This is a genomic window from Paraburkholderia sp. D1E, from assembly GCF_052682275.1.
Genome location: NZ_JBQYMB010000001.1, coordinates 2,012,453 through 2,037,112 on the forward strand (window position 1 = coordinate 2,012,453; position 24,660 = coordinate 2,037,112).

Consider the following 24,660-nt stretch of genomic DNA (forward strand, 5'->3'; position numbering starts at 1 on the left):
CCGGCAGAACAGGGCCGCCGCGGCGGCAACAGATTCTCGGCCGTCGAGAAGGCGGGTACACGCCCGGCGGCCGGATTTTTCGATGCGAAGACGTCGTTAAAATATATTGGAGACACCATGGCAACGTTTGGCTTCTGGGACACAGCGATCATCATCGGGATGGTTGTGATCTACATTCTTCTGACCAGCTGGTTTAGCGTCAAACTGCGCAGCCGCAATTCCGAACAGTTCATGGTGGCGTCGCGCTCGATGCCGGCCGTGGTCGTCGCGGTGTTGCTGATGTCGGAATTCATCGGCGCGAAGTCGACGGTGGGCACCTCGCAGGAAGCGTTCAGTGCCGGTATCGCGGCGTCGTGGTCGGTGATCGCGGCCTCGATCGGCTTTCTGTTTTTCGGTCTGTTCATGGCCAAGCGCCTCTACAGCTCCGGCGAATTCACGATCTCCGGCTTCATTGCCATGAAGTACGGCAAGCGCGCGAAGCTCGTCGTCTCGGCAATCATGATCTACGCACTGTTTCTCGTGAACGTCGGTAATTATGTGAGCGGCGCGGCGGCGATTTCGACGGTGATGCGCATCAATCTGCCGACCGCCGCCGTGATCACGGCGATTGTCAGCACGGTGTATTTCGCGTGGGGCGGTTTGAAGAGCGTTGCGTATCTGACCATCGTGCATAGCGCGGTCAAGTTGATCGGTATCGCTATTCTGGTGTACGTGGCCTGGCAAATGACCGGTGGCATCAAGCCGATGATGGCGCAAATGCCCGAGCATTACTTCACGTGGAACGGCTCGCTCAGCAACGGTACGATCGGCGCGTGGATCATCGGCACGGCGGGCGCGATCTTCTCGACGCAGTTCATCATTCAGGCGATTTCCGCGACCCGTTCACCGGCGGCGGCGCGCAATGCATCGCTGCTTGCCGCGGCGTTATGCGTGCCGATCTCGCTCGCGCTCGGCTTTCTCGGCGTATCGGCCAAGTTTCTGTTTCCCAACATCAAGAGCCTCTATGCGCTGCCGGTGTTTCTGCAGCATATGAATCCGCTGCTGGCCGGTGTGGTGACAACCTCGCTCGTGGCGTCGATTTTCGTCAGCGTATGCACGGTGGCGCTGGCAATCGCCTCGCTGGTCGTGAAGGATTTCTATGTGCCGCGCTACAACCCGGCGCCGGATGTCGAATTGCGCATGACACGCTGGATTTCGCTGGTCGTCGGACTCGTGCCGCTCCTGTTCGTGCTGTTCGTGCCGCAGATTCTGGCGCTGTCGTTCTTCACGCGGGCCTTGCGTCTGACGGTGTCCGTGGTGGCTCTGATCGGCATCTATCTGCCTTTCTTCAATAGCAGCCGTGGCGCGATGGCCGCGCTGATCATCGCGACAATCTCGACGACGGTGTGGTATTTGCTCGGCAATCCGTTCGGCATCGACAACATGTATGTGTCGCTCGTAACGCCGGCAATCGTTATCGTGCTGGAAAAGCTGCTGTTTCCTTCGGGTTCGAAGCCTGTCGGCACCAACGGCGAGCGCCTCCAATCACATTGAAGTGACGTAATCAGGAGAACACTGGATGACTTCCATCCTCGCAGAAGCCTCGACCTCGGCGACGTGGGACAGCCACGTACGCGTAGCGTATGCCGACGTGCAGCGGCACGACGCGTATTTGCCGTCGCTGTGCGTGCAGAACCACGCGGCGAATCTGCATGTGCTGCTCAATGGCGATTTATTGTGCGTCTGGTTCGGCGGCACACAGGAAGGTATTCCCGACGTATCGGTCTACATGTCGCGCTTGCGTGCCGGCACCGATGTCTGGTCCGAGCCCGAGAAACTGTCGAACGACCCGACGCGCTCCGAGCAGAACCCCGTGCTGTTCACCGCGCCCGATGGCCGCTTGTGGCTGACTTATACCGCGCAGTTGTCCGGGCATCAGAACACCGCGATCGTGCGGCGGCGCATCTCGTCCGATGGCGGAGTGACCTGGGGGCCGATCGAGACGCTGTTCGACCGGGCGGGTACCTTCGTGCGTCAGCCGATCGTCGTGCTGCCGGACGGTGCATGGTTGTGCCCGGTGTTTATGTGCCGGACCGAGCCCGGCGAGCGCTGGGTCGGCAACAACGACATCAGCGCCGTGCTGATCTCCGAAGACGAAGGACGCTCGTGGCGCGAGCATGCGGTGCCCGATAGCGTCGGTTGCGTGCATATGAACGTGCAGGTGCTCGCAGACGGCTCCTTGCTTGCCCTGTTTCGCAGCCGTTGGGCGGACTTTGTTTACGCGAGCCGCTCGAAAGATGGCCGCACATGGAGCGCGCCGCAAGCGACCGCGCTGCCGAACAACAACTCGTCGATCCAGTTCGTCTCGCTGAAGAACGGCCATCTCGCTCTGGTGTTCAACGAGAGCGACGCGTCGCATAGCACCGGGCGGCGTGCCTCGCTGTACGACGATATCGAAGATTCCGAAGACAGCGGCGAGTTGCGCGATCAGAGCGTGTCGGCGCACGGCAGTGCATTCTGGGGCGCGCCGCGAAGCCCGATGTCACTGGCAATTTCCGAAGACGGTGGCCGCACGTGGGCGCGCCGGCGCAATCTGGAAATCGGCGACGGCTACTGCTTGACGAATAACTCGGCCGAGCAGCGTAACCGCGAGTATTCGTACCCGTCTATCGTGCAATCGGCCGACGGTGCATTGCATATTGCTTTCACGTACTTCCGTCAACGGATCAAATACGTGCGCGTCGACGAGTCATGGGTGCGCGGTTGAAGTCGTCAATGAGGCCATCAACGACACAGTAAGGCTGGAAGAGCCGGTTTTGAGCGGACCGGAAAGGGACACGGCGTACGAATGGAAATTCGCTACACTAGGCACACTTTTTCGCGCGCTGATGGCGCGCTGTCGCCTAACCGGTTCCTTCGATCCAAGACCATGAAAGTTGCGAAACGCCGCGAGGCGATGCTTCACGCTGTGCTGGGCGGGATGACAGATGTCGGTACGCTGTGCGAGCACTTCGGCATGTCCGAGGCGACCGTACGGCGCGATTTGCGGGCGCTCGCGGATGACCGCCAGATCCTGCGTACCTATGGCGGGGCGGCGGCGGTTAGCGCTCACGAACCGGAAGCGTCGCTCGACGAGCGCAGCGAGAGCTTTCGTGAGCAGAAGGATGCGATTGCGCGCGCGGCGCTCGCGCATGTCCAGGAGGACGACACGCTGTTTCTCGACGGCGGGACGACCACGGCGGCACTTGCGCGGCAATTGGTCGGGCATCGTTCGATTCATGTCGTGACGAACAACCTGCTGGTGGTCGGCGCGCTGGCCTCCAGCAAGCTGCGGGTGACGCTGATCGGTGGCGATATCCGCTCGTCGAGCATGAGTACGCTCGGGCCGCTGGCGCAGCTTGCGCTAAGCCGCCTGAGTTTCGACAAGGCATTTCTCGGTGCCGACGGCGTGACGGCCACGCGTGGTCTGTGTGAGGCGACCGCCGAGCAGGCCTATCTGAAGGAATGCGTGATCCGTCAGGCGGCGAGCGTGTTCGTGCTGGTCACCGCCGACAAGCTCGGCCGAGCCAGCCAGCAGCACTGGACGCCGCTCGAGCGCGACTGGACGTTGATTACCGATAACGCGGCAGAGCCGCAGGAACTGGCCTTGTTCGACGAACGAGGCGAGGTGACGGTGGAGACCGCGGCGGTTCGATAAGCGTGCGCGATGTTTCTCCGTGACCTATTTTCGAGGGGAAACGGAGTGACAGCGGAATCTGTTGTGCAAAAGCATGCGGTGGTGACGGGGGCGTCGTCGGGAATCGGCGAGGCGATCGTTCAACGCCTGCTGGCGGACGGATGGCGCGTGACGGGTTTGTGCCGGACACCGGCAACGCAAACCGTCGAACGTTTGACTATCGTGCCCGTTGACGTGACTGACTTCACCACGCTCAAGCCGGCTCTGGACGCAATCGGCGCGTGCGACGCGTTCGTGCACGCGGCGGGATTCATGCGCACCGCGCCACTCGGCGAACTGGCCGCCGATGACGGCGCGGCGATGTGGCGGATTCATGTCGACGCGGCCGCTTTTCTCGCCAATGCGTTGCTGCCGAACCTGTCCGCCGGTGGCCGCATCGTGCTGATCGGCAGCCGGACGGCGAACGGCGCCGCCACCCGCAGTCAATACGCCGCGACCAAAGCGGCGCTGGTCGGCATGGCCCGATCCTGGGCCGCCGAGTTCGCACCGCGCGGCATCACCGTCAATGTGGTGGCGCCAGGCGCCACCGATACGCCGCTGCTCACTCATCCCGCGCGTGCCGGCACACCGCCGAAATTGCCGCCGATCGGCCGCTTCGTCAAACCGTCGGAAGTGGCCGGGCTGACCGCCTTCCTGCTCGGCGCCGATGCGGGCGCGATTACCGGGCAGCAGATCGTGATGTGCGGGGGCTCGTCGCTTTAGCGCCCTGAGCTCGATCTGCGACGCTTCATCAGGCAGCTAATTGGCCAGCACCGCAGCAGACCCCTCCGAACGTATCCCCTTGCGATAACGCCCGAGTCCCACGATTCCAACCAGTGACACAGCCGAAAGCATGCTGAAGAAAATCGCCAGTGGCAGCCACTCGCCCTTGTAGTTCTGCGCGAGCATCGTGCCGATCAACGGCGTCGTCCCGCCGGCGATCGTCGCGCACAGTTGATAGGCAATCGAAATGCCGGAGTATCGGACCTGCGTGGGAAATGCCGGCGTCATGAAACCGGCGATGACCGCATAGATGGCGGACAGAACGACCACCGCGAGCGAGATACCTGCCACGATCGCGACGGGGTTTTGCGTCTTGACGAGCAGGAACATCGGGTAGGGTGTGAGCATGGACAGCAGGGCGGCGCAGGTCAGAAAGCGGGTCTCGCCAACCCGCTCGGCCAACAGCGCCGAAATCGGCTGGGACGCCAACTGGATGAGGGTCACGACAAACAGGCAATCGAGAATGAACGATTTCGACATGCCGAGATAACCGGTGACATACGAAATCATGAACGTGTTGGTGAAGAAGAACCCGGCGGAGCCGATCGTCGTCGCCATGGCCGCCATGACGATCGGATACCACGCGGTGCTCAACACTTCCTTGACGGGCGACTTCAGCACCTCGCGATGCTTGCGAAGCTGCTCGAATTCGGGCGACTCTTTTACGCCGAGGCGGATCGCCATGCCGATCAGGAGCAGCACGAAGCTGGCGAGAAACGGCAAGCGCCAGCCCCACGCAACGAAGCTCTCGTGATCGAGCGACGTGACGAGCCGGAACGATACGAGGGAAAGAATCAACCCGGCCGGGCTACCCATCTGCGGAAACGACGCGAAGAACGTTTTGCGGCCGGTTGGCGCATGCTCGCTCGCCATCAGTACCGCGCCGCCCCATTCGCCGCCCACGGCAATACCCTGGAGAATCCGCAACAGCACGAGCGAGATGGGCGCCCAGATGCCGATGCTGCTGTAGCCGGGCAGCAGGCCGATGCCGGTCGTGGCGATCCCCATCAGGAACATGGTCAGCAGCAGCATCTTCTTGCGGCCCAGCTTGTCGCCGAGATGCCCGAATACCGCGCCGCTCAATGGGCGCGCAATGAAGCCGACAAAGAACGTGCCGAACGAAGCCATCGTACTCAGAAAGTGATTGCTGCTCGGGAAGAACACGTCACCGAGCACGAGCGCGGCGGCGGTCGCGTAGGTGTAGTAGTCGTAAAACTCGACGGCCGTGCCGATAAAAGCCGCAGTGGCGGCGCGCACGGGTTGATGAGTCTGTTCAGAATGGGACATGGGAATCCTGTTGATGGACGAGCAGCGTTGGCTTGACTGCTGTCTTTATCGGTCGCCGAAATACGCCCGCAAAATTCGCATTTTTAATCTTCACTATCAGAATGGCTAATGCTCGCCCTGATCAAAAACAATAAGTCTCATTTCTAGTCCCGATCCTCAGTATAATTTTTTCGGATGATGAAAAAAGTGAGACTGTCGTGAGCAAAGACCGCCCGGACACCTATCTGAACGACCGCCTTGACTGGAACCTGCTGCGTACTTTTCTCGCCATTGCGAAAGAAGGCAGCGTGAGTCGCGCGGCAACGAAGCTGCATCTGACGCAGCCTGCGGTGAGCCAGGCCTTGCGTCGGCTAGAGGAACAGTTGGGACTGCGCCTCGTGGATCGCCACGGCCCGCGCATCGAGGTCACGCAGGCCGGTATCGAAGTGAAGCAGATTGCTGAGGACGTGTACGGCATGATCTCGCGTCTGTCGCTTGCCGAGGTGGATCGCGGTCACGATATCTCCGGCATGGTGCGCGTGAGTACCGTCAGCGGAATCGATTTTCCGGCCTATGACACGTTTCTCGCGGAGTTCCATCGCACGTACCCGCGTATCGAACTCGAAAGCCAGGCAATGCGCAGCGCCGACGTGGTGAACAGCCTCCAGCAAAAGTCCGCAACGCTCGGACTGACGCTGCGGCGCGCATTACCTAAACGGGTCGACAGCCGTGTGTTTCTGCGTCAGCGGTATGCACTTTTCTGTGGACGTCATCACCCGCTCTTTGGGCGCAGCGACCTTCGGGTCGCCGATCTGGCCGGTGAGAAGTTCGTCTCCTTCACCGGCGACAAAGTCGGCGACCACATGTCGCCGCTCACCTTCTTTCGTGACGAGATGGGCTTCACGGGGCGTGTGGTCGGCTCGTCGTCGAGCATGACCGAGGTGCGGCGTTTCATCTTCGCGGGCTTCGGCATCGGTTGCCTGCCGGAACACGTCGTGCGCGACGACATCGCGCAAGGCCGCCTTCAGCGGCTCCCGCCGGATGAAGGGGTAGCCGACCTCGATATTTACATGCTGTGGTCACTGGACCGCAAGCTGAGCGCTGCTGAAACCGCGTTTATCGATGCGCTGAATGTGTTCATCGACGGCCAGGCGGAAGGCGCTGACCGTCAGCGCGGCGCGCAATAGCCATACTCAATAGCTGCACTCAATAGCTGCACTCAATAGCTGCACTCAATAGCTGCACTCAATAGCCGCGCGTGACGTCGACCACGTTGTGCAGCGGCTCGCCGCGGATCAGCCTGCGTGCGTTGTGCGCCACCTGCGTGCCGATCGTTTCCGAGCTTGCGACCGACGCCATGTGAGGCGTCACGATCAGATTCGGTGCCCGCCATAAGTGATCTTCGCGGGGTAATGGTTCGGTCGGAAACACGTCGACGATCGCACCGCCGATCTGCCCGCTCGTCAGCGCGGCGATCAGGTCCGCGGGCACCAGATGTTCGCCCCGGCCGACGTGGATCAGTTTCGCGCCCGGCCGCAAGTGTTCGAACGTGTTCGCGTTGAGAATCCAGCGGGTTTCGTGCGTGAGCGGCAGGAGACACACGAGGATGTCCGTCCCCTGGAGGAATGGCTTGAACTCATGGGGACCGGAAAAGGTCGTCACGCCCGGCAGTTCACGAGGCTTGCGCGCCCATCCGCGCACCGCGAAGCCGAAGCGCTGCAAGTCCGTGGCGACGTGGCTGCCGATTTCTCCCAGTCCCATGATGCCGACGGCGCATTCGGAAGCGTCACGCTGTTCGTGGCGGAACCAGCGGTCGAGACGCTGATTGGCGAGCACGCGATCGAGTTGACGATGAAAGTGCAGCGCCCCCCACGTAACGAATTCGCTCATTCCGCGTGCGTGCTGCGGATCGACGACGCGGCACAGCGGCACGGCGGGCAGGGCAGGGTCGGACAGGATATTGTCGACGCCCGCGGCGATGCTGTGCACGAGCCGCAGTTTCGGCAGCGCCGCCAGTGCGCCGGCCGGCGGGTTCCAGCACACGGCGATGTCAGCATCCGTGGCGGACCGCTCGCCGTGCATCACGACATCGAATTCAGGGGCGGCGCGCAGAATCGGCTGCACCAGATGTGACATGTCGTAGTCACGGCTCATCAGAACTAATTTGGTCATTGCGTCGAATCGAAAAAACAGGCCTAGCTGCGGTAGTCGGATTGCGGGTCGTCGATCAACCGTAACGCCGCGTGCCACGCCAACTCCGAAATTTCCGCGGAGTCTTCGCGCGCGAACTGGCTCGCGGTCAACTCGCACACTTCTCGCGGCGGAATGCGCAGCGCGCTGCCGCCGGCCAGCGCCTGGATTTGCGCCTGACAGGCACGCTCGAGGAAATAGATCTCGTGGAACGCTTCGGCCGCCGTGGCGCCTGCCGCCAGCAGCCCGTGATTGCGCAGGATCATCGCCTTGCAGGAGCCGAGATCGCGCACCAGGCGCTCGCGCTCGCCGAGTTCGAGCGCGATGCCTTCGTAATCGTGATACGCGAGCTTGCCGTAGAACTTCAACGCATGCTGACTGATCGGCAACAGCCCTTGCTCCTGAGCCGATACCGCTGTTCCGGCGGCAGTGTGCGTATGGATCACGAAATGCAGATCGTCGCGTGCCGCGTGGATGGCTGAATGAATCGTGAACCCCGCAGCGTTCACACGAAACAGTGCCGGTTCGCTGTGCGCCCGTTTGTCGATCACGTTGCCGAGATGATCGATCTTCACGAGATCCGACGCGCGCATTTCATGAAACAGCACGCCATAGCGGTTGATCAGAAATGCCGGCGGCTCGCCCGGCGAGCCGGGCAGGCGCGCTGTGATGTGCGTGTCGATCATGTCGGTCATGCGGAAGTGAGCGGCCAGCCGGTAGAGCGCCGCCAGTTCTTCGCGTACCTGCTGTTCGGCGTCGAGCGGCGCCGGCGTATCGCTCATTCGATCGGGTGTGGGCGTGGATTGCATGTCAGAAGACTCCCTGGTTCTCGCTTGCTGTCGTACGCGTAGTGTTCGTTAGCGTGTCAGTGTCCGTCAATTTCATTGTTCCAGTGCTGATCATTAGCGGCGTAAATATTGGGTGGCGTGATTTCAGAGCATGACCGCAACCATTGCGCGCATGGCCTGGTGCCTTTATCGGAAGCCAAAAACAATAAGTAAAAGTCTGTTTTCTAATCCTTTGTATTAATGCAGCGAATGGTCGGGCGGCCGCTCCGGTGGGCGGCTTCTTCCGGTTGATGGCTCGTCCAACCTCGCCGGAGGACGGGGCCGGACGGCCCGGCGCATGGGTTTTTCCACGGCGATCCGGTCAGCTTGTCTGTCCTGTGCATAGAACAGTACCTTGCATTGAATAGTACTGAGTGCTAGAGTTCGTTCCACATCACGTGGATCGGTGCGTTTCGCACCAGTGCATAGCAAGGTACCGTGCCATGCACGCTAATGTAATGGAATTGAATGAAAACGCAGCTCAAGAAGGGAACCCTCGACATGTGCGTGTTAGCTGTCCTCGCCGGCGGCGACAGCTACGCCTACGAGCTCGTCTCGACGCTATCCGAAACCATGGAGATCAGCGAGGGCACGATTTACCCGTTGATGCGCCGGCTGCAGGCCGAGGCCTGGGTGTCGACCTATTTCGTCGAATCCAGCTCGGGGCCGCCGCGCAAATACTACTCGCTGACGGCGGCAGGCCGCAGCAGCCTGGCGCAAATGCAAGGCGAATGGCGCAGTTTTGTCGATGAAGTCAACGGTGTGCTGGCCTTGTCCGGTACACGCTCAGGAACAGGGGAAAAGCAATGACGCAGGACGCATTCATCCAGCAATTGCGCCACGAACTGCGGAGTTTGCCGAAGCAGGTGGTCGACGAAATTGTTGCCGACTATCGCGAGTATTTCGGCGACGCGCTCGCAGCGGGCCGCAGTGAGGCAGATGTGGTCGCAGCGCTCGGCGACCCGGTGAAGCTCGCACGCGAACTGAAGGCGCAGGCGACATTCCGTCAGTGGGAAACGCGGCGCTCGTTCGGTAATTTGATGCGGGTGGTCGCGTCGATCGCGGGGCTCGGTTTGCTGCAATTGCTGTTGCTGATCCCGTTCATGTTCTATCTGCTGATTTTGACGATCGGCTACGCGGTTTCCGGTGCGCTGACGGTAGCCGGGCTGGTGACGGTGATCGCGCTCGGCAGTCATCACATGTTCGGGTGGCCGTCGTTCCATTCGGTGCCGTTCAGCTTCGAGAGCAGTGACCGGATAACGGATCAGCAAGCGAGCGGCAAAGGTAACGACAAAGCGGCGAAAGACGATGACGACGCGGACGACGACGCGGATGACTCTTCCGCGCAAGGCGACGCGCGCCTCGCAACAGCCAATATGAAAGTATTCAAAGTGGTCGGCGACCGTTTCCTGCTGCGGCCGGATGCAGCGACACGGATTTCCATCGTGACGCGTGCCGGTCCGATCGACGTGAAGAATGACGAAGGCAAACTCAAGATCAATTCCGTCGGCGGCGCGCGCGATCTGTTCACGGTCGAGCCGGACGGCACATGGTCTATCGCATCCGCGGACATCGTTGCGCTCGATCTTAAAGATGACGAAGGGGACCACATAGCGGTGGCGCGTATCGGAACCGGTGCGAAGTCGATGGCGTGGGACATCAGGAACCACGGCGACCATGTGTCTTTCGTGCAAGGCGCGGACGGCAGCGGCAAGAGTATGGCGGTCCACAGCGGCTCGGATTCGGTCGTGTTCGATCGTGACCATATCTCGATCAAGGACGGTTCAGACGGCCTCGTGATCGTCGGGTCGCATGGCTCAGGCATCGGCGCGATGATTTACGGAATTGCAATGCTGGTTGCCGGCATTGTCGGCTTATGGCTGTGTTTGTGGTTGACGCGCATTACATGGCGCGCTCTCGTCCGCTACGTTCAGCGGCAACTCGATCTTATTACTGCTCGACTCGACGAAGGGCAATCCGCCTGAGGCATGGCGCAGGTTGACTGACGTCTCTATCCTCATTCGATGAAAAGGAAACGGTCATGAATATGCATTATTCAGGCGGTACGGCAGTTCCGGCACGTGGGCAACATGCCTCCGGGTTGCGCTATCCGGATAGTCGCGTGGTCAGCTTACAAAGCGTTGCCGGCTGGCTCTCGGAAGGGTTTCGTATCGCTCGCGCGAATCCGGTGCTGTGGCTCGTGGCAATTCTCGGTTGCGCCGATTTCGCGACGCTGTTCGAACTGGCGCCGCCGTTGCGCGTGCTGGCCGTGCTCGTCGGGCCGATCCTCGCCGCCGGTTTGGTGCTGATGCAGGAACGCTCGAGCAACGCGCGTCCGTGGTCGATTCGCGAGACGGTCGAGACCGTCAGTGTGCATCGCAATGCGTTGATCACGATCGGGCTGTGCGGCGCTGCCGTTGCCTGTGCGGGTCAGCTGATTTCGTTCGCGGCGTTCCATGTGTCCATGAAGGCATCTGTTACACCGAATGGCATGCATGACCTGACGATTGTTTATGGCACGCGCAACGGCACCGGCAATGCGCTGGAGCCGGTACTCGATATGCTGGCCTATGCGGTCGCGGCTTCGCTGGTCTGGTTCGCGCCGACGCTGGTTGTTCTGAACAACGTCTCACCGCTGAACGCGATGGCGGCAAGTTTGCGTGCTGTCGTGCGCAACTGGCGGGCTGCGTCCGTGTACGGAATCGTGGCCGCGGGCGATGGTTTGCTGGCCAACTCGGCGCCATTGCTTCTGCGCGGATTGGTGGTGATGCCGCTAATCAGCGCGCTGATCGTTCTGTCGATGTACGGCGGCTATCGCGGCATATTCGAGAAGTCGTAAGTGACGGGTTCGTGCCTGGGTGAAAAAGATAGCTGCCCGGCCGCGATATAGATATCGGAATTGAATCATTCTCATGATGCATCGTGATCGCTACGCTTGCAGAAATAGTGCAAGCGAGGGCATATGGGCGATTCTGTTTTCACGTCTTTTTCCGTGCGTCGACGTACGTTGAAGCTGCTCAGTGCAGTTCCGGCGCTTGCCGCAACCGGCGCATTTCATTCATGCAGCGTGCAGGCCGCCGATCTGGCGACGACCACGCTCGTGCTCGGCGACCAGGCCGGCGGCACACGGGCGCTTGCCGAAGCGGCGAAGGTACTCGACGGCACGCCATACGCATTTCGCTGGGCCAACTTCCAGGGTGCGGCGCCACTCTTCGAGGCGCAACGCGCAGGCGCCGTCGATCTTGCCCCGGCGGGTGATTTGCCCGTGCTTGCAGCGGCTGTCGGCGATCCGACCTTGAAGATCGTCGCGACGCGTGTAGGCTCGGGCGCGCAACTCGGCATTCTGGTGGCACACGATTCGCAGATTCGCACGGTGGCGGATCTTAGGGGGCGCAACGTGTTCGTGTCGTCGGCGCGCGGCAGCATTTCGCAATTCCAGTTGTATGGCGCACTCGCCGAAGCCGGACTCTCGAAGGACGACGTCAAGGTCCGTTTCATTCTGCCCGTCGATGCGTTTGCTGCGTTCGCGTCCGGCTCGATCGAAGTATGGGCGACGTTCGATCCTTACTACGGCATCGCTGTCCAACGTGGCGCGCGCATTTTGCGCGACGGTTCCGGCATCAATAGTGGTCTCGGTTTTATCACAGCGTCGGGTGCCGCGCTTGCGGATGCGCGCAAACGCGCGGCCATGGCAGACGTTCTGCTCAGGCTGCAACGTGCCGGTGACTGGGCGCTTGCAAACCCCGATGCTTACGCGCAGGTTTACTCGACATTGACGCGCTCGCCGCTCGAAGCCGCCAAACAGATCACGCAGCGCGCGTCGTTGAAACAGCACTTCGTGACCGAGGCGGATATCGCCGCACTCCAGAAAGTCGCCGACAGCGCGGATCGCGACGCTATCCTGCCGCGTCGCATCGATGTCCGCGCGATTGCCGAGACGCACATCGCAAAGGTCTGAGGCGAAAGGTGGCGCGCCTTGTGGCGCGTTGCGCCGTGCCTGGCGAAGCCGGCGGGTGTGCACCCGGCGTCCGCCATCGACGTGGGCGCTAACCCGCCTGAAGGACGGGCCGCTGCAGACGCCGTGATGGAATTGCACTAGCTCGCTATATGCACTTGAAGCATGGCGGGGAGACTGGCGCCGAGCTCAGACATGCCCAGCAATAGCAAGGCACCGCAAAGCAGTAGAAGCAGCGGATTGATTCGCGTGCTGAGCAGCGTGGCTACTGAAACGAGGGCAATCGCTTTGGCCGGAAGCCCGCCGTCGAGCGACTTCAGCAGAACCCATCCCGCAGCCAGGATCATGCCGGAGGCGACGGGCCGCAGCCCGCGCTCGAGCGCCAATTGCCACGCCGCGCCCTGATAGCGTGTCCAGATGTGGGTCACGCCGTAGATCAGGATGCCGGTAGGCGCGAGCAATGCCAGCGTGGCCACGACAGCGCCCCAGAAACCTGCGATCTGCCAGCCGATCAACGTAGCCAGCAGCGAGCCGGGGCCGGGCGCCATGCGCGAGATGGCAAAGTCGACGGCGAACTGGGCATGCGTCATCCAGCCATGCACGTCGACAACCTGCCGTTGGATATCGGCGATGATGGCCTGGCCACCGCCTATCGTGACCAGCGACAGGGGCGCGAAAACCGCGGTTAGCTGTAGAAGAACGCGATTCGACATGGCTAGGCTTTGCGTAGTTTGATGTATTCGGCAAGCACGCTCAGGCCACCCGCGCCTGCCACGACCCACACCAGCGGCAGACGCAATATGCCGACCGCGATGAAGGTGCCCGCGAGGAAGAGCAGAGGAAGGAGTCTGCGCCGCACCCGGAGCGCGGTCGTCACGCCCATCGACAAAGACAGGCCGGTGGCCGCGGCTGCCGCGCCCGCGAGCAGGATGTGAGCGATCGGGAACTGCAGCAGGTGACTGAAAAGCGTGCCGAGAACAATAATAAAAATAGCGGGCGGGATGATGATGCCGGCGACCGCCAGCAACGCGCCGCGCCAGCCGAGCAGACGGTGGCCGATCCATATCGCCATGTTTTTGACGTTGATGCCCGGCAGCGCCTGAGAAATGGCCAGGCCGTTCAAAAAGTCTTCTTCACTGATCCAGTCGCGATCCTGGACGAATTCCCGCAGGAGCCAGCCGCTCAGGCCGCCACCGAAGCTGGTGAGCCCGATACGGCTGAATATCAGGAATAGCCCGGTGAGGGTGGGCGGTCGACTCGCGTTAGCAATTTGTTTGGACATCGAATCTTCCAGTCAGATTGGCGTATGACGGGTGAATCCCGGTTAAGTACCTCGTCGGATGTCATTTTGCTCGAAAATCTCCACGACCCAATCGACAAACGCTCGGGTGGCACCGCTTGCGTGCCGGCCGTGTGGATAAACAAGGGAAATGGGCACCGGCGAGCATCTCGCGTGTGCCAAAATTTCTTTCAGCCGGCCTGTTTTCAGGTATGGCAACGCTACGAACTCCGACAACTGGATCAGTCCCAACCCTTCCAGGCCGCATTGCAGGTAGGCTTCGGTTTCATTGACAGCAAAGCGGCTTTGCATGGTCATGGTGAGCGTTTCGCCGTCCACGCTGAAGCGCCAGTCTAACGGTCTGCCGGTCGCATTCGATATGTAATTGATCGCGCGGTGGGTACTGAGCCCGCTCACGGTCTCTGGTTCTCCATGCTCCTTCAGATAGCGCGGCGACGCGCAGGTGAGCCAGACCAGTTGCCCGAGCTGGCGCGCACTTAAGGTCGAATCAGCCAGTTCTCCGGTACGGATGACGCAATCGATGCCATCGTAAATGAGGTCGGCAGGGCGGTCGCTCAGTCCAAGTACGAGTTCGATGTCAGGAAAGCGCTGCTCGAATTCCCGAAGCCTCGGCAACACGATTGCCCGGCCGATCACGCCCGGCATGTCCGCTCGTACGCGCCCGCGCGGCGCCGCTGCGTCTTCCGATAAATCGCCTTCCGCCTGCTGGATGTCGGAGAGAATGGCGCGGCATGAGGCGTAGTATCGATTGCCCGCGTCGGTCAGGCTGAGCGTGCGCGTACTACGGCGCAGCAGCGTGGTGCCCAGATGATGCTCCAGACTTTTAATGATCGTCGTAACCGACGATCGCGGCATCGACAGCGTTTGCGCCGCCTTGCTGAAGCTCTGAGCTTCAACAACGCGCGCGAAAATGGTCATCGCTTGAAGTTTGTCCATAAGCACGGCGCCTGTCCAGTTCGCTTCTCAATCCGCTTCTCAGCTCGCTGTTCTCAACTCGCTACTCAATCCGCTCCCCGCCGCTCGCGGACTGCCTGGCGGGGCCTCCATCGTACCGCGATCTGCGTGCTGCCCAGCTCAAACGGTTCAGTGCCAGTAGCGAATTGAAGGCGGATCGTTCGACCCGGGCGCGATCTCATTTCAACGACGGCGAACAATGCCGCCCATCAGCGCACCTACACTCCAGATCGTCCGGTTGACCTCCAGCGCAAGCCACTGCGAGGTGTCGCGCCGGTGACGGCGGCTCGCGTAAGCGGACGCTTCTGACAACACTTCTCAAGCTTTGAAGAGGTCGTATCCATGTCGTACAAAAATTCCATTCTCGTCCTCGGCGCCGGTGAACTCGGTATGGCCGTTCTACACAGTCTTGCGCGCCACACTGCGTCGCGGCCGGGCGTTTCGGTCGCGGCTCTCCTGCGCTCGTCGACCATTGCTTCGAGCGATTCGCTCAAGCAGAAGGATGTCGCCGAACTGCGCGCACTCAACATCGAATTGGTCCCGGGCGATCTGGCGGACCAGTCCGAAGCATCGCTCGCTGCTGTTTTCCGACGCTTCGACACCGTCATCTCGTGCACGGGTTTTGTCGGCGGCAAAGGCGTGCAGCTCAAGATCGCCCGCGCCGCGCTCGAAGCCGGCGTCAAGCGCTATTTCCCCTGGCAATTCGGCGTGGATTACGACGTTATTGGTCGGGGCAGCGCGCAGGATCTGTTCGACGAACAACTGGACGTGCGCGATCTCTTACGCGCACAAACTCAGACGGAGTGGGTGATCGTGTCGACAGGCATGTTCACCAGCTTCCTGTTTGACCCGTCTTTTGGTGTAGTGAACCTGGAGCAAAACACGGTGCACGCCCTGGGAAGCTGGGACAACGCCGTCACCGTGACAACCGCCGCCGACATCGGCATGCTGACGGCGGAGATCGTCTTTGCTGAACCGCGCATTGCCGCGCAGATTGTTTACGTCGCGGGCGACACGGTGACCTATCGCCGATTGGCGGACGCAGTCGATGCGATGCTGGGCCTGAACGTCGAACGTGTCCAGTGGAGCGTGCCGCAGTTGAGGGGGGAACTGGCTCAGCAGCCCGGCGATCCGATCAGGAAATATCGGCTCGTGTTCGCCGAAGGAACTGGTGTGGCGTGGGACAAGGAGCGGACATTCAATGCGCAACATGGCATTGAAGTCGGCGATCTCGAGGCGTGGATGCGGACCAATCTGTTGGCGGGTGAAAGTGTGGCGAGTGAGTAGGCCGCGCTAGCGGCCATGATCCGGCCCCAGCCGTAAAGGGCATTTTTAACCAAGACGACCTCCCATGAGACTGAGTATGCTAGGCGCAATCAGTCATTTCACGCGAGGACATCAAGGTGCCGCACTATCTTTGCCATGAGCAGCCCGACTTACTTGAGTTCGAAACGAGCGTGATCGCCTCGCGACCCGGCGCAGTCGTGCTGGGCCGCTCGGCCTTGCACCCGGGCGGCGGGGGGCAGGTGTCGGACGCCGCGACGCTGACGCATGCGCACGGCGCGGTTCGCATTACCGGCGTCGAATCGGAAGGCGGCATGCTATGGCATCTGCTCGATGAGCCGCTCGAACTGAACGGCAACGTGCACGTGGCCGTCGACGCGGCCCGGCGCGCCGCCGTCGCCCAGCTTCATACGGCCACGCATATTCTCAACGCACTCGTGTATCAGCGCTTCGCCGGCGCGCTCGTGACCGGCGCGCAGATCAATGCCGACGGCACTGCCCGGATGGACTTCGATCTGCCCGAAGCGGATAACGACGCGCTGCGCCTGCTGGAGGAGCCCGCCAACGAGGTGATCCGCAGCGCCATGGACGTGCGCACCTACTACGTGAGCGCCGCGGAAGCAAAGTCGACCCAGGGCCTGATCCGCAGCCTTTCAGTGGCGCCGCCGCCGACATCCGACGGCACGGTGCGGATCGTCGAAATCGGCGACCTGGACCGGCAGGCTTGCGGCGGCACGCATCTGACCAATACGGCGCAATCGAGACCGATCCGCATCGTGAAGATAGAGAACAAGGGGCGCCGCAATCGCCGGGTGAGAGTTGAGCTGGTTTGAAGGACATCCCGGGAGAGCGACCCATGGACACATCGGATAAAAGCGGCCCGGAGGTGGTGTGCTGGCGAGACGGCGCGCTCGACGGCGCCTGCCTCGCGAGTGCTCGCTATGGCGAGCACAAATTCGACCGGCATCTGCACGACGAACTCGTCATCGTCATGACGCAAACCGGTGCGGGCCAGTGTCATACGCGCACGGGCAGTGACGTCGCCGGACCCGGCAGCGTGCTCGTGTTCGGCCCGGGCGAGTATCACAGCGGCGAGGTGTGGGAAGGCCGCGAATGGATTTATCGCGCCATCTACCTCGACATGGAGGGCTTGGGTGCGCTGGGCGCGGTGTTCTCGCCCGACTCGCGTCCCGACAAACCGCTTCTGATCCCGCCGGGGCTCTATCAGGATGCACACCTTGCCGGCCTGCTGGTCAAGGCGCACGCGAGTCTCGATGAACACGGCTCCGTTTCGCTGATGGAGCGGCAGGCGAATTGGTGGGCCGCGATGGGGATGCTGGTCGGACGATATGGTCAATCGAGGCACGAACTCGGCGAAGCGCGGCGCGAAGCCCGCAAGATGGCGCAAGTGCGTGAGTACGTCGCCGCCAACTATGCGCGCGATATCCCGGTCGACGAACTGGCGGAACTTGTCGGGCTGAGCCGCTATTACCTCACCCGTGCCTTCTGTAAAGAGTTTGGACTGCCGCCGCACGCCTATGCAACGCAGGTTCGGCTGCTCGCGGCAAAACGGATGCTCGCAGCGGGGCATGGCGCGGCGACGGCCGCCGCGGCCGTCGGCTTCTACGATCAAAGCCATCTCAACCGGCTTTTCAAACGAGCCTATGGGATTACGCCGGGGACGTATGCGGCGCTGAAGCCTGGGCATTAGGTGCGCGCCGCCGGAATGCAGCTTTATTCAGGAAGCGGAACGTCCTCGATCAATGCCGACTGTAAAGCGCGAATCCTGCGATCGACGAAGTAGCCACCGCCTTCCGTGTATCGCAGATAAAGACGGCTGCACAATGAGCACTGCCAGACGGTACAGCGGTTGTACGGGAAGTAACGCGGCGCGATGGGCGCGTCGGCCGACCAGTAGCCCGTTTTGTCCGGCAGATACTCGCTGAACGTGGGTTCAGGGTCGTCATCCGGTGCAAGCGTGCCGACTTCCTTCAACTGCGTTTCGTCGAGAGAAAGCGGTTGCGATAGCCAGCCGTCCAGTGGTGTTTTAGTACACGTGCATGGCGCGACGTCACGTTGTTCCACACGTTGCGCGAGTTCAAGGAGCGTTGCCGCGTTCAGATATTCCGCCATGAGGTACGCGATTCCTGCGGGGTTGGGACGATGATGGCTGATTCGCCGCGACACATGGTACGCGACTCACGATACGCGGCGAACCAGCATCATGCACGCGCTGACGTCATGCGTGAAGTCAGTTGTTCATCATCCGGTCGCGATGAGGCACGACCCAGGACCGATCGAAACTTCCATTGGCGATCGACTTCAACGCCGCCGTTTCCTTCGCATGTTGCCGCCGTGCGCCTTCGATCACCGCGTCCACGTCAGCGGGCGAGATCGCAAGCAAACCGTCTTCATCGCCCACGATGATATCCCCGGGATGAACCACCGTCCCGCCGACCGTGACCGGCACGTTGATCTCGCCGGGGCCATTCTTGTATGGCCCACGATGCGTCACGCCACGCGCATAGACCGGAAAATCGCGCTGACGCAGCGCGCCGACATCGCGGATCGCACCGTCGATGACGAGGCCCTGCACGCCCAGGCTCTCCGCGAAGCTGGCCATGATCTCGCCCATCAGCGCTTGCGTTAGATCTCCCGCGCCGTCGATCACGAGCACATCGCCGGGCCGGCAAAAGTCGAACGCGCGATGGATCGCGAGGTTGTCGCCGGGGCGGGTATGCACCGTGACCGCGGTGCCCGCCATCGGCTTTGGCAGATGATATGGCCGCAAGCCGACCATTCCGCTCGCGCGCGCCATGTTGTCGCTGAGCAGCGAAACCGCCAGTTCACGCAATGCGTCGAGCGTTGCCGGGTTTGCCTGGGGCGCGGATTCGTGTTCGCGCCAACCGATTGGATTCGTAGCGGAATTCATAACGTTGCCCCCTGGGTGGCGAATTGTTGCTCGAGTTGACGGGACAGCCGCGGGTACACCGCGCGGGCGTTGTCTTCGTAAATACGCTGACGGTCCGCGGCGCTGAGCCATTCGATCGCGTCGATGTAGCGCCGCGTGTCGTCGTAGTAGTGGCCGGTTTCCGGGTCGATACCCTGTACCGCGCCAATGGTTTCAGACGCGAACAGGATGTTCTCGACCGGAATGACTTTGGCGAGCAGTTCGGCGCCGGGCTGGTGATACACGCAGGTATCGAAGAACACGTTCTTCATCAGGTATTCGCTGAGCAGCGGCCGCTTCATGTCCTGCGCGAGTCCGCGATAGCGTCCCCAGTGATAGGGCACCGCGCCGCCGCCGTGCGGAATGATCAAACGCAGGGTCGGGAAGTCGGCGAACAGATCGCCTTGCAGCAACTGCATGAACGCGGAGGTGTCACCGTTGATGTAGTGCGCGCCCGTCGCATGAAAATTCGGATTGCACGAGGAGGACACGTGAATCATCGCCGGCACGTCGAGCTCCACCATGGCTTCATAGAGCGGATACCACGAGCGGTCCGTGAGCGGCAGTCCCGACCAGTGGCCTCCCGAAGGATCCGGATTCAGATTGCAGCCGATGAACCCGAGCTCTTCCACGCAACGCCGCAATTCGGCGATGCAATTGGCCGGTGCGGTGCCCGGTGCCTGCGGCAACTGGCACACGCCGACGAAGTTGCGCGGAAACAGCGAAACCACGCGATGGATGAGGTCGTTGGATTCGCTCGACCAGGCCGCATTGGCATCGGCTGAGGCGAGGTGGTGCCCCATGCCGGCGGCGCGCGGCGAAAAGATCGTGAGGTCGGTGCCGCGTTCGCGCTGGATGCGAATCTGGCCGGTTTCGATGCTCTCGCGAATTTCGTCGTCGGTAATGACAGGGCGCGGTGGCGGCGAACCGCCGTCTTTCAGCGCGGCGATCTGCTGCGCGCGCCAGGCCTCGTGCTGCTTCGGCGAGGTGGTGTAGTGACCGTGGCAATCGATGATCATGGTGTGAAAACCCGTTGGGTATCCTTGTGAGTGCTTACCTGTGCTTACGCGTGCTTAAAGGTCCGCGTCGTGCATTCGCTATTTCTTGAGCCACGGTTTTCAAGCGGTTTCAAGCGCGCGGGGCAGGGTCGCCGGTCGCGAGCGAGGCGGCGTCATTTTCAGCCGGCGTGACACGCATCACGAGCGCGATGATCGTCGCGACCACCAGAAACGCCGCGATCGTCAGCAGGGCCAGCTTGAAGTTGCCGGTTGCATTGCGTACCAGCCCGATGCTCCAGGGGCCGACCAGGCCACCGAACTGCGCGATGGTATTGATCAGCGCGATGGTCGCGGCGCCCGCGGCACCGGTTCTGAACGACGACGCGAGGCTCCAGAACAGCGGGTTGCCCGCGTAGATGAACAATCCAGTCAGACACAGCAGCGCGTAGGCGATCACAGGGTTCGGCGCGTACGCACTGCCGGCAATCGCCAGTGCGCTCATGCCGTACACGAAGGCGAGGTGCTTCTTGCGGTCGCCGGTGCGGTCGGAACTGCGGCTGATCAGGAAGGTGCCCAACACGCCGAGCAGCGGCGGCGCGGCGGACAGAAAGCCGACCTCGATATTGCTCAGATGGCCGAGACTCTTGACGATCTGCGGCAGCCACAGGAACAGACCATAAATGCCAACCAACGCGCAGCCGAACAGACACGCGAGGCTCCATACGCGGATGTCGCTCGCCACGCGCAGCAGCGGAAAATGGGTATTGCCGCCGACAGCCTCGCGTTCGGCGGTGAGCGTCGATTCGAGCCAGCGCTTTTCGTCGTCGGAAAGCCAGTTGGCGTCGGCCGGACGTTCGGTCATGATGCGCAGCGTCAGCAGACCGAGCGCCATCGCCGGGACGCCTTCGAGGATGAACATCCATTGCCATCCCTGCAAACCGAGAACGCCGTTCGCGTAGGTCATCAACGTCGTTGAAATCGGACCGCCCAGCACCGCCGAAAACGATCCCGCGATGATGTAGCCGCCCACCGCGCGAGCCCGGTAGCGCTCAGGAAACCATTTGGTCAGATAGACCGCCACGCCCGGCAAAAAGCCCGCTTCCATCACGCCCAGCAGAAAGCGCAAAACATAGAAGCTCGAATCGTTGAAGACGAAGGCGGTGGCTGCCGCGACCGCGCCCCATGTGAGCAGAATGCGCGCGATCCAGCGGCGTGCGCCGACCCGATGCAGCAACAGATTGCTCGGCACTTCCAGCAGCATGTAGCCGAAGAAGAAAATGCTGCCCGCGAAACCAAACACGGCTGGACTGAAACCCAGCTGCTTGTTCATGTCCAGCGCGGCGAAACCGATATTGATCCGGTCCAGATAGTTGAAGAACATCATCGCAAAGAGCAGGGGCATTAATCGCCCGTACACTTTGCGCATGGTTGCGGCTTCGTTCAATGAGGTCATGCTGTCTCCTACCTTGCTGCCACGGCTTCATGAACCGTCGCTGCGTTCTTATGGTCGGCCTGCCGGATCGAACGCCGGCAGTGTCCGTTGACCGCGTAATTGGCGGCCGGATTTCAGGGGCCGCCGCTCGTATCTGCATGGGCTGATGCGCTCATGAACGGGCGGGGCCGAAGCAAAGAACTTCATGATAAGAACGCTCGGACGGAGAGTCCAAGACCGCTTGCTTATGCTTGTATAGGTTTTTACTTATAGTGTGGGGGCAGCAAGCGGAGCGGGGAGGCAGGTAAGGAAGGCGCGTAGATGGGGTGAAGCGTCGTCGGTGCGAAAGGTGGCTGCGAGTGTCGATCGGTACGCCGAGCCGGGACCGCTGAGGTGGCGGAATACGACGTCGGTGCGTCCGTGCCGCGCGACCGATTCGCCGATGAACGTGACGCCCAGACCCGCCGCCACGAGCGCGATCGCGGTCTGAATTTCATAGGCCTGGTGAGCGACGACCGGGGTCACACCCGCGTCGCGATAGAGCGTTTGCACGGAGCGTTTGAACTGTGCGTTCTGGTGCTTCGGATAAAGAATCAACGGCGTATCGGCGAGATCGGTAATCCGCACGGTGTCGTGCGCGGCAAGCGGATGGCTCGGTTCGAGTGCGACCATGACGCGCTCGCGCAGCAGCGGATAGGACGTGCAACCCTCAATCGCCAGCGGTTGCCGCCCAATGCCGATGTGAATGCGCATATCGCGCAACGCATCGGTTTGCTCTTCCGTGAGCAATTCGAAGAGCTTGAGTTCGACCTGCGGGAACGCGTGGTGAAACGCCTTGAGCGCGGGCGGCAAGATGCTGTACATCGCCGAGCGCGTGAAGCCGATGCTGAGCCAGCCGCGCCGGCCCACGCCGATCTCCTGCGCCACAAGGCTCGCCTGTTCCAGGGAACCCAGTATCTGGCGCGCCTCCGTGCAGAGATAGTGGCCGGCCTCGGTCAGACTCAGCGGGCGCCTTGCCCGATCCACCAACTGCGTGCCGAGCCGTTCTTCGAGCGAACGGATCTGCTGGCTCAGCGCGGGCTGGGCGATATGCAGGCGCTCGGCGGCGCGGCTGAAATTGAGCTCCTCAGCCAGAATCACGAAGCACTGTAACGCCCTGAGATTCATATCCATTTTTCCTGATCTTTGGTAGGCAGAGGATAGCGGGTTGTACCGCGGGCGACGCAATGCCTATGCACATGGAGGACGTCACGGCGCCGCAGCCGGTGCTCGACGATGAAGCTGGTAAAATCAGAAAATATATATAAAATTGGTGTTTATATCACTTCCATCAGATTGAGGACGCGGCCATGAGCGACGCGACAGCAGTACTCGACGACGGCTCGGGCCGCACGATAGCGTCCGCGCTGGAAACCACGCTACGGCGCGACATCATCGCCGGTCTGCTGGAGCCGGGCAGCAAGCTGCGTGTACGGGAGCTGGGCGAGCGCTACGACGTGGGCGCCATTCCATTACGGGAAGCGTTGTCGCGCCTGAGCGCGAGCGGTTTTGTCGTGGCGACCGACCAGAAAGGCTTCCGCGTCGCGGAGGTCTCGCTGGATGAACTGGAGGACATCACGCAAACGCGCCAGGACATTGAGCGGCTGGCGATTACACGGGCGATTCGCCGCCGCGATGCACGCTGGGAAGGCGAACTGCTGGCTGCGCATCATCTGCTGCAGCGTTTGCCCGTCTACGACCCAGCCCATCCCGACCGGCTGAATCCTGAGTGGGAAATCGCCCATAACCGGTTCCACGAAACGCTGATTGCCGGCTGTCAGTCGCCGTGGCTGACGCAGTTCGCGACCATGCTGCGCGATCAGACCGCGCGTTACCGGCACCTGTCGGCAACCGCGCCGCATGGGCACGACCGCAGCGTCGCCAACGAACACGAGGCGATCGTCGAGGCGGTTCTGTCGCATGACGTCGAGCTGGCAGGCTCGTTACTGGCGGATCACTTCGGTACAACTGCGCGTCTGGTTGCCGACGCGCTGCGTGCGCCGGCAATAAAAAATATTTAAAGTTGTTTTATATATATTTTTGTCTTAAGCTCGTCCTCGACATGAGAGGAGGACGAAATGCGATTCGTGCAGTTTGAAGAAGAGGGCCAGCGCAAGCTGGGTCTGCTGAAAGATGGCAAGGTGAAGGTGCTGGGCCCGGCGTCGCTCGACGATCTGCTGGCGAGAGGCGTTGATCTCGTGTCCTACGCGGCGGGCGCTGAAGTCAGCGGCGAGCGGTCCGTGGCGGAGTTGAAGTTTCTGCCGCCGCTCACGCGTTCGGGCAAGGTGATCTGCGTGGGTCTGAATTACAGCGAACACACGCAGGAGAGCAAGTACGAACAGCCGGGTTATCCGACGCTGTTCCTGCGTGTGAACACCAGCCTGGTGGCGCATAACGAACCGATTGTGCGTCCAAACGTATCCGATGCGCTCGATTACGAAGGCGAGTTGGCTGTTGTGCTGAAAAGCGGTGGCCGTCATATCGCGAAGGCCGACGCGCTCTCGCACGTTGCGGGCTACGCGCTTTTCAATGACGGCTCGGTGCGCGACTATCAGTTCAAGACGCCGCAATGGACGGTTGGCAAGAACTTCGACGGCACGGGTGCTTTTGGTCCCGAACTCGTCACACCGGATGAAGTTCCGCACGGCGCGCGCGGTTTGCAACTGGAAACGCGCCTGAACGGCGAGATCGTGCAGTCCGCCTCGACCGACACCATGGTGTTCGACATCGAAACGCTGATCTCCACGATCAGCGAAGCGATCACGCTCGAAGCGGGCGATATCATCGTGACCGGCACGCCGTCGGGCATTGGCTGGGCACGTGAGCCGAAGCTGCTGATGAAACCGGGTGACGTTTGCGAAGTGAGCGTCGAGGGATTCATGCCGCTGCATAATCCGATCGTGCAGGAACCCGCGCGCGGTTGACGCGCCCGGGTGGTTCATCGCGCGATGCCGCCGTACGGGTCCATAGAGGCCGCTTCCGGCGCCG

General features: G+C 61.6%; 26 protein-coding genes. 14 read left to right on the plus strand and 12 right to left on the minus strand.

Annotated elements, in window-relative coordinates; all coding sequences use genetic code 11:
• Window positions 1-117 precede the first annotated feature (117 nt).
• From ACUN0E_RS09205 to ACUN0E_RS09220, 4 genes are all read left to right on the plus strand, one after another.
• The gene (locus tag ACUN0E_RS09205; RefSeq protein WP_408229217.1) at window positions 118-1,533 is read left to right on the plus strand and encodes a sodium:solute symporter family protein; all 1,416 of its coding nucleotides are present in this window, start codon (window positions 118-120) and stop codon (window positions 1,531-1,533) included.
• 25 nt (window positions 1,534-1,558) lie between these two features.
• The gene (locus ACUN0E_RS09210; RefSeq protein WP_445566370.1) at window positions 1,559-2,746 is read left to right on the plus strand and encodes a sialidase family protein; all 1,188 of its coding nucleotides are present in this window, start codon (window positions 1,559-1,561) and stop codon (window positions 2,744-2,746) included.
• A 162-nt stretch (window positions 2,747-2,908) separates the two neighbouring features.
• Window positions 2,909-3,676 (plus strand): DeoR/GlpR family DNA-binding transcription regulator, encoded by a 768-nt coding sequence (locus ACUN0E_RS09215; protein WP_408229211.1) that lies wholly within the window; start codon window positions 2,909-2,911, stop codon window positions 3,674-3,676.
• Between the two features lie 45 nt (window positions 3,677-3,721).
• Window positions 3,722-4,417 (plus strand): SDR family NAD(P)-dependent oxidoreductase, encoded by a 696-nt coding sequence (locus ACUN0E_RS09220; protein WP_445566371.1) that lies wholly within the window; start codon window positions 3,722-3,724, stop codon window positions 4,415-4,417.
• A 36-nt stretch (window positions 4,418-4,453) separates the two neighbouring features.
• Here ACUN0E_RS09220 and ACUN0E_RS09225 read toward each other — a convergent pair whose 3' ends face one another.
• The gene (locus ACUN0E_RS09225; RefSeq protein ID WP_445566372.1) at window positions 4,454-5,764 is read right to left on the minus strand and encodes an MFS transporter; all 1,311 of its coding nucleotides are present in this window, start codon (window positions 5,762-5,764) and stop codon (window positions 4,454-4,456) included.
• A gap of 197 nt (window positions 5,765-5,961) precedes the next feature.
• Here ACUN0E_RS09225 and ACUN0E_RS09230 point away from each other — a divergent pair, with 197 nt between their 5' ends.
• Window positions 5,962-6,930, plus strand: a complete 969-nt coding sequence (locus ACUN0E_RS09230; RefSeq protein ID WP_445566373.1) for a LysR family transcriptional regulator — start codon at window positions 5,962-5,964, stop codon at window positions 6,928-6,930.
• A 58-nt stretch (window positions 6,931-6,988) separates the two neighbouring features.
• Here ACUN0E_RS09230 and ACUN0E_RS09235 read toward each other — a convergent pair whose 3' ends face one another.
• Both ACUN0E_RS09235 and ACUN0E_RS09240 read right to left on the minus strand, forming a co-directional pair.
• Complete coding sequence (locus ACUN0E_RS09235; RefSeq protein WP_445566374.1) at window positions 6,989-7,915, minus strand: 2-hydroxyacid dehydrogenase; 927 nt, start codon at window positions 7,913-7,915, stop codon at window positions 6,989-6,991.
• 23 nt (window positions 7,916-7,938) lie between these two features.
• On the minus strand, window positions 7,939-8,715 hold the full coding sequence (locus ACUN0E_RS09240; RefSeq protein WP_408336378.1) for a class II aldolase/adducin family protein: 777 nt from the start codon (window positions 8,713-8,715) through the stop codon (window positions 7,939-7,941).
• A 513-nt stretch (window positions 8,716-9,228) separates the two neighbouring features.
• Here ACUN0E_RS09240 and ACUN0E_RS09245 point away from each other — a divergent pair.
• The 4 genes from ACUN0E_RS09245 (at window position 9,229) to ACUN0E_RS09260 (ending at window position 12,718) form a co-directional block, all read left to right on the plus strand.
• The gene (locus ACUN0E_RS09245; RefSeq protein ID WP_445566375.1) at window positions 9,229-9,570 is read left to right on the plus strand and encodes a PadR family transcriptional regulator; all 342 of its coding nucleotides are present in this window, start codon (window positions 9,229-9,231) and stop codon (window positions 9,568-9,570) included.
• Window positions 9,567-10,745 carry a DUF1700 domain-containing protein gene (locus tag ACUN0E_RS09250; RefSeq protein WP_445566376.1) on the plus strand — a complete coding sequence of 393 codons (1,179 nt, stop codon included), beginning with the start codon at window positions 9,567-9,569 and terminating at the stop codon, window positions 10,743-10,745. The genes ACUN0E_RS09245 and ACUN0E_RS09250 overlap by 4 nt, the downstream gene beginning before the upstream one ends.
• Window positions 10,746-10,801: 56 nt before the next feature.
• Window positions 10,802-11,599, plus strand: a complete 798-nt coding sequence (locus ACUN0E_RS09255; RefSeq protein ID WP_445566377.1) for a BPSS1780 family membrane protein — start codon at window positions 10,802-10,804, stop codon at window positions 11,597-11,599.
• A 123-nt stretch (window positions 11,600-11,722) separates the two neighbouring features.
• Entirely contained in the window at window positions 11,723-12,718 is a 996-nt protein-coding gene (locus ACUN0E_RS09260; RefSeq protein ID WP_445566378.1) for an ABC transporter substrate-binding protein, read from the plus strand.
• Window positions 12,719-12,855: 137 nt separating this feature from the next.
• Here the strand turns inward: ACUN0E_RS09260 and ACUN0E_RS09265 are convergent, their stop codons facing one another.
• From ACUN0E_RS09265 to ACUN0E_RS09280, 4 genes are all read right to left on the minus strand, one after another.
• Complete coding sequence (locus ACUN0E_RS09265; RefSeq protein WP_408229184.1) at window positions 12,856-13,428, minus strand: chromate transporter; 573 nt, start codon at window positions 13,426-13,428, stop codon at window positions 12,856-12,858.
• Between the two features lie 2 nt (window positions 13,429-13,430).
• Entirely contained in the window at window positions 13,431-13,997 is a 567-nt protein-coding gene (locus ACUN0E_RS09270) for a chromate transporter (RefSeq protein WP_408229181.1), read from the minus strand.
• A gap of 42 nt (window positions 13,998-14,039) precedes the next feature.
• Window positions 14,040-14,951, minus strand: coding sequence for a LysR family transcriptional regulator (locus tag ACUN0E_RS09275; protein ID WP_445566379.1), 912 nt, complete (start codon window positions 14,949-14,951; stop codon window positions 14,040-14,042).
• Between the two features lie 201 nt (window positions 14,952-15,152).
• Window positions 15,153-15,281, minus strand: a complete 129-nt coding sequence (locus ACUN0E_RS09280) for a hypothetical protein (protein WP_408509128.1) — start codon at window positions 15,279-15,281, stop codon at window positions 15,153-15,155.
• Between the two features lie 30 nt (window positions 15,282-15,311).
• Between ACUN0E_RS09280 and ACUN0E_RS09285 the strand changes: the two genes are divergently transcribed.
• The 3 genes from ACUN0E_RS09285 to ACUN0E_RS09295 all read left to right on the plus strand — a co-directional run bounded on the left by ACUN0E_RS09285 (window position 15,312) and on the right by ACUN0E_RS09295 (window position 17,964).
• A complete protein-coding gene (locus ACUN0E_RS09285; RefSeq protein WP_408509127.1) occupies window positions 15,312-16,256 on the plus strand; it encodes an aromatic alcohol reductase in 945 nt (314 codons plus the stop codon).
• A gap of 116 nt (window positions 16,257-16,372) precedes the next feature.
• Entirely contained in the window at window positions 16,373-17,086 is a 714-nt protein-coding gene (locus ACUN0E_RS09290; RefSeq protein ID WP_445566380.1) for an alanyl-tRNA editing protein, read from the plus strand.
• Window positions 17,087-17,109: 23 nt separating this feature from the next.
• On the plus strand, window positions 17,110-17,964 hold the full coding sequence (locus ACUN0E_RS09295; RefSeq protein ID WP_408484655.1) for an AraC family transcriptional regulator: 855 nt from the start codon (window positions 17,110-17,112) through the stop codon (window positions 17,962-17,964).
• Window positions 17,965-17,987: 23 nt separating this feature from the next.
• Here the strand turns inward: ACUN0E_RS09295 and ACUN0E_RS09300 are convergent, their stop codons facing one another.
• The 5 genes from ACUN0E_RS09300 to ACUN0E_RS09320 all read right to left on the minus strand — a co-directional run bounded on the left by ACUN0E_RS09300 (window position 17,988) and on the right by ACUN0E_RS09320 (window position 22,800).
• Entirely contained in the window at window positions 17,988-18,386 is a 399-nt protein-coding gene (locus ACUN0E_RS09300) for a hypothetical protein (protein ID WP_445566381.1), read from the minus strand.
• 118 nt (window positions 18,387-18,504) lie between these two features.
• Window positions 18,505-19,185, minus strand: coding sequence for an RraA family protein (locus ACUN0E_RS09305; protein WP_445566382.1), 681 nt, complete (start codon window positions 19,183-19,185; stop codon window positions 18,505-18,507).
• Window positions 19,182-20,222: an amidohydrolase family protein gene (locus ACUN0E_RS09310; protein ID WP_408229148.1), complete on the minus strand. Its 1,041-nt coding sequence runs from the start codon at window positions 20,220-20,222 to the stop codon at window positions 19,182-19,184. The genes ACUN0E_RS09305 and ACUN0E_RS09310 overlap by 4 nt, the downstream gene beginning before the upstream one ends.
• 109 nt (window positions 20,223-20,331) lie before the next feature.
• A complete protein-coding gene (locus tag ACUN0E_RS09315; RefSeq protein ID WP_445566383.1) occupies window positions 20,332-21,654 on the minus strand; it encodes an MFS transporter in 1,323 nt (440 codons plus the stop codon).
• 246 nt (window positions 21,655-21,900) lie between these two features.
• Complete coding sequence (locus ACUN0E_RS09320) at window positions 21,901-22,800, minus strand: LysR family transcriptional regulator (RefSeq protein ID WP_445566384.1); 900 nt, start codon at window positions 22,798-22,800, stop codon at window positions 21,901-21,903.
• Between the two features lie 182 nt (window positions 22,801-22,982).
• On the opposite strand from ACUN0E_RS09320, the gene ACUN0E_RS09325 reads away from it, so the two are divergent.
• Both ACUN0E_RS09325 and ACUN0E_RS09330 read left to right on the plus strand, forming a co-directional pair.
• The gene (locus tag ACUN0E_RS09325) at window positions 22,983-23,693 is read left to right on the plus strand and encodes a GntR family transcriptional regulator (RefSeq protein ID WP_445566385.1); all 711 of its coding nucleotides are present in this window, start codon (window positions 22,983-22,985) and stop codon (window positions 23,691-23,693) included.
• A gap of 57 nt (window positions 23,694-23,750) precedes the next feature.
• Complete coding sequence (locus ACUN0E_RS09330) at window positions 23,751-24,596, plus strand: fumarylacetoacetate hydrolase family protein (protein ID WP_445566386.1); 846 nt, start codon at window positions 23,751-23,753, stop codon at window positions 24,594-24,596.
• Window positions 24,597-24,660 lie beyond the last annotated feature (64 nt).

Bases quoted from the DNA above. Each gene is read 5' to 3' on its own strand.
- ACUN0E_RS09205 (WP_408229217.1), top strand. From the start codon at position 118: ATGGCAACGTTTGGCTTCTGGGACACAGCGATCATCATCGGGATGGTT.
- ACUN0E_RS09210 (WP_445566370.1), top strand. From the start codon at position 1,559: ATGACTTCCATCCTCGCAGAAGCCTCGACCTCGGCGACGTGGGACAGC.
- ACUN0E_RS09215 (WP_408229211.1), top strand. From the start codon at position 2,909: ATGAAAGTTGCGAAACGCCGCGAGGCGATGCTTCACGCTGTGCTGGGC.
- ACUN0E_RS09225 (WP_445566372.1), bottom strand. From the start codon at position 5,764: ATGTCCCATTCTGAACAGACTCATCAACCCGTGCGCGCCGCCACTGCG.
- ACUN0E_RS09235 (WP_445566374.1), bottom strand. From the start codon at position 7,915: ATGACCAAATTAGTTCTGATGAGCCGTGACTACGACATGTCACATCTG.
- ACUN0E_RS09240 (WP_408336378.1), bottom strand. From the start codon at position 8,715: ATGAGCGATACGCCGGCGCCGCTCGACGCCGAACAGCAGGTACGCGAA.
- ACUN0E_RS09245 (WP_445566375.1), top strand. From the start codon at position 9,229: ATGAAAACGCAGCTCAAGAAGGGAACCCTCGACATGTGCGTGTTAGCT.
- ACUN0E_RS09250 (WP_445566376.1), top strand. From the start codon at position 9,567: ATGACGCAGGACGCATTCATCCAGCAATTGCGCCACGAACTGCGGAGT.
- ACUN0E_RS09255 (WP_445566377.1), top strand. From the start codon at position 10,802: ATGAATATGCATTATTCAGGCGGTACGGCAGTTCCGGCACGTGGGCAA.
- ACUN0E_RS09260 (WP_445566378.1), top strand. From the start codon at position 11,723: ATGGGCGATTCTGTTTTCACGTCTTTTTCCGTGCGTCGACGTACGTTG.
- ACUN0E_RS09265 (WP_408229184.1), bottom strand. From the start codon at position 13,428: ATGTCGAATCGCGTTCTTCTACAGCTAACCGCGGTTTTCGCGCCCCTG.
- ACUN0E_RS09270 (WP_408229181.1), bottom strand. From the start codon at position 13,997: ATGTCCAAACAAATTGCTAACGCGAGTCGACCGCCCACCCTCACCGGG.
- ACUN0E_RS09275 (WP_445566379.1), bottom strand. From the start codon at position 14,951: ATGGACAAACTTCAAGCGATGACCATTTTCGCGCGCGTTGTTGAAGCT.
- ACUN0E_RS09285 (WP_408509127.1), top strand. From the start codon at position 15,312: ATGTCGTACAAAAATTCCATTCTCGTCCTCGGCGCCGGTGAACTCGGT.
- ACUN0E_RS09295 (WP_408484655.1), top strand. From the start codon at position 17,110: ATGGACACATCGGATAAAAGCGGCCCGGAGGTGGTGTGCTGGCGAGAC.
- ACUN0E_RS09300 (WP_445566381.1), bottom strand. From the start codon at position 18,386: ATGGCGGAATATCTGAACGCGGCAACGCTCCTTGAACTCGCGCAACGT.
- ACUN0E_RS09305 (WP_445566382.1), bottom strand. From the start codon at position 19,185: ATGAATTCCGCTACGAATCCAATCGGTTGGCGCGAACACGAATCCGCG.
- ACUN0E_RS09310 (WP_408229148.1), bottom strand. From the start codon at position 20,222: ATGATCATCGATTGCCACGGTCACTACACCACCTCGCCGAAGCAGCAC.
- ACUN0E_RS09315 (WP_445566383.1), bottom strand. From the start codon at position 21,654: ATGACCTCATTGAACGAAGCCGCAACCATGCGCAAAGTGTACGGGCGA.
- ACUN0E_RS09320 (WP_445566384.1), bottom strand. From the start codon at position 22,800: ATGAATCTCAGGGCGTTACAGTGCTTCGTGATTCTGGCTGAGGAGCTC.
- ACUN0E_RS09325 (WP_445566385.1), top strand. From the start codon at position 22,983: ATGAGCGACGCGACAGCAGTACTCGACGACGGCTCGGGCCGCACGATA.
- ACUN0E_RS09330 (WP_445566386.1), top strand. From the start codon at position 23,751: ATGCGATTCGTGCAGTTTGAAGAAGAGGGCCAGCGCAAGCTGGGTCTG.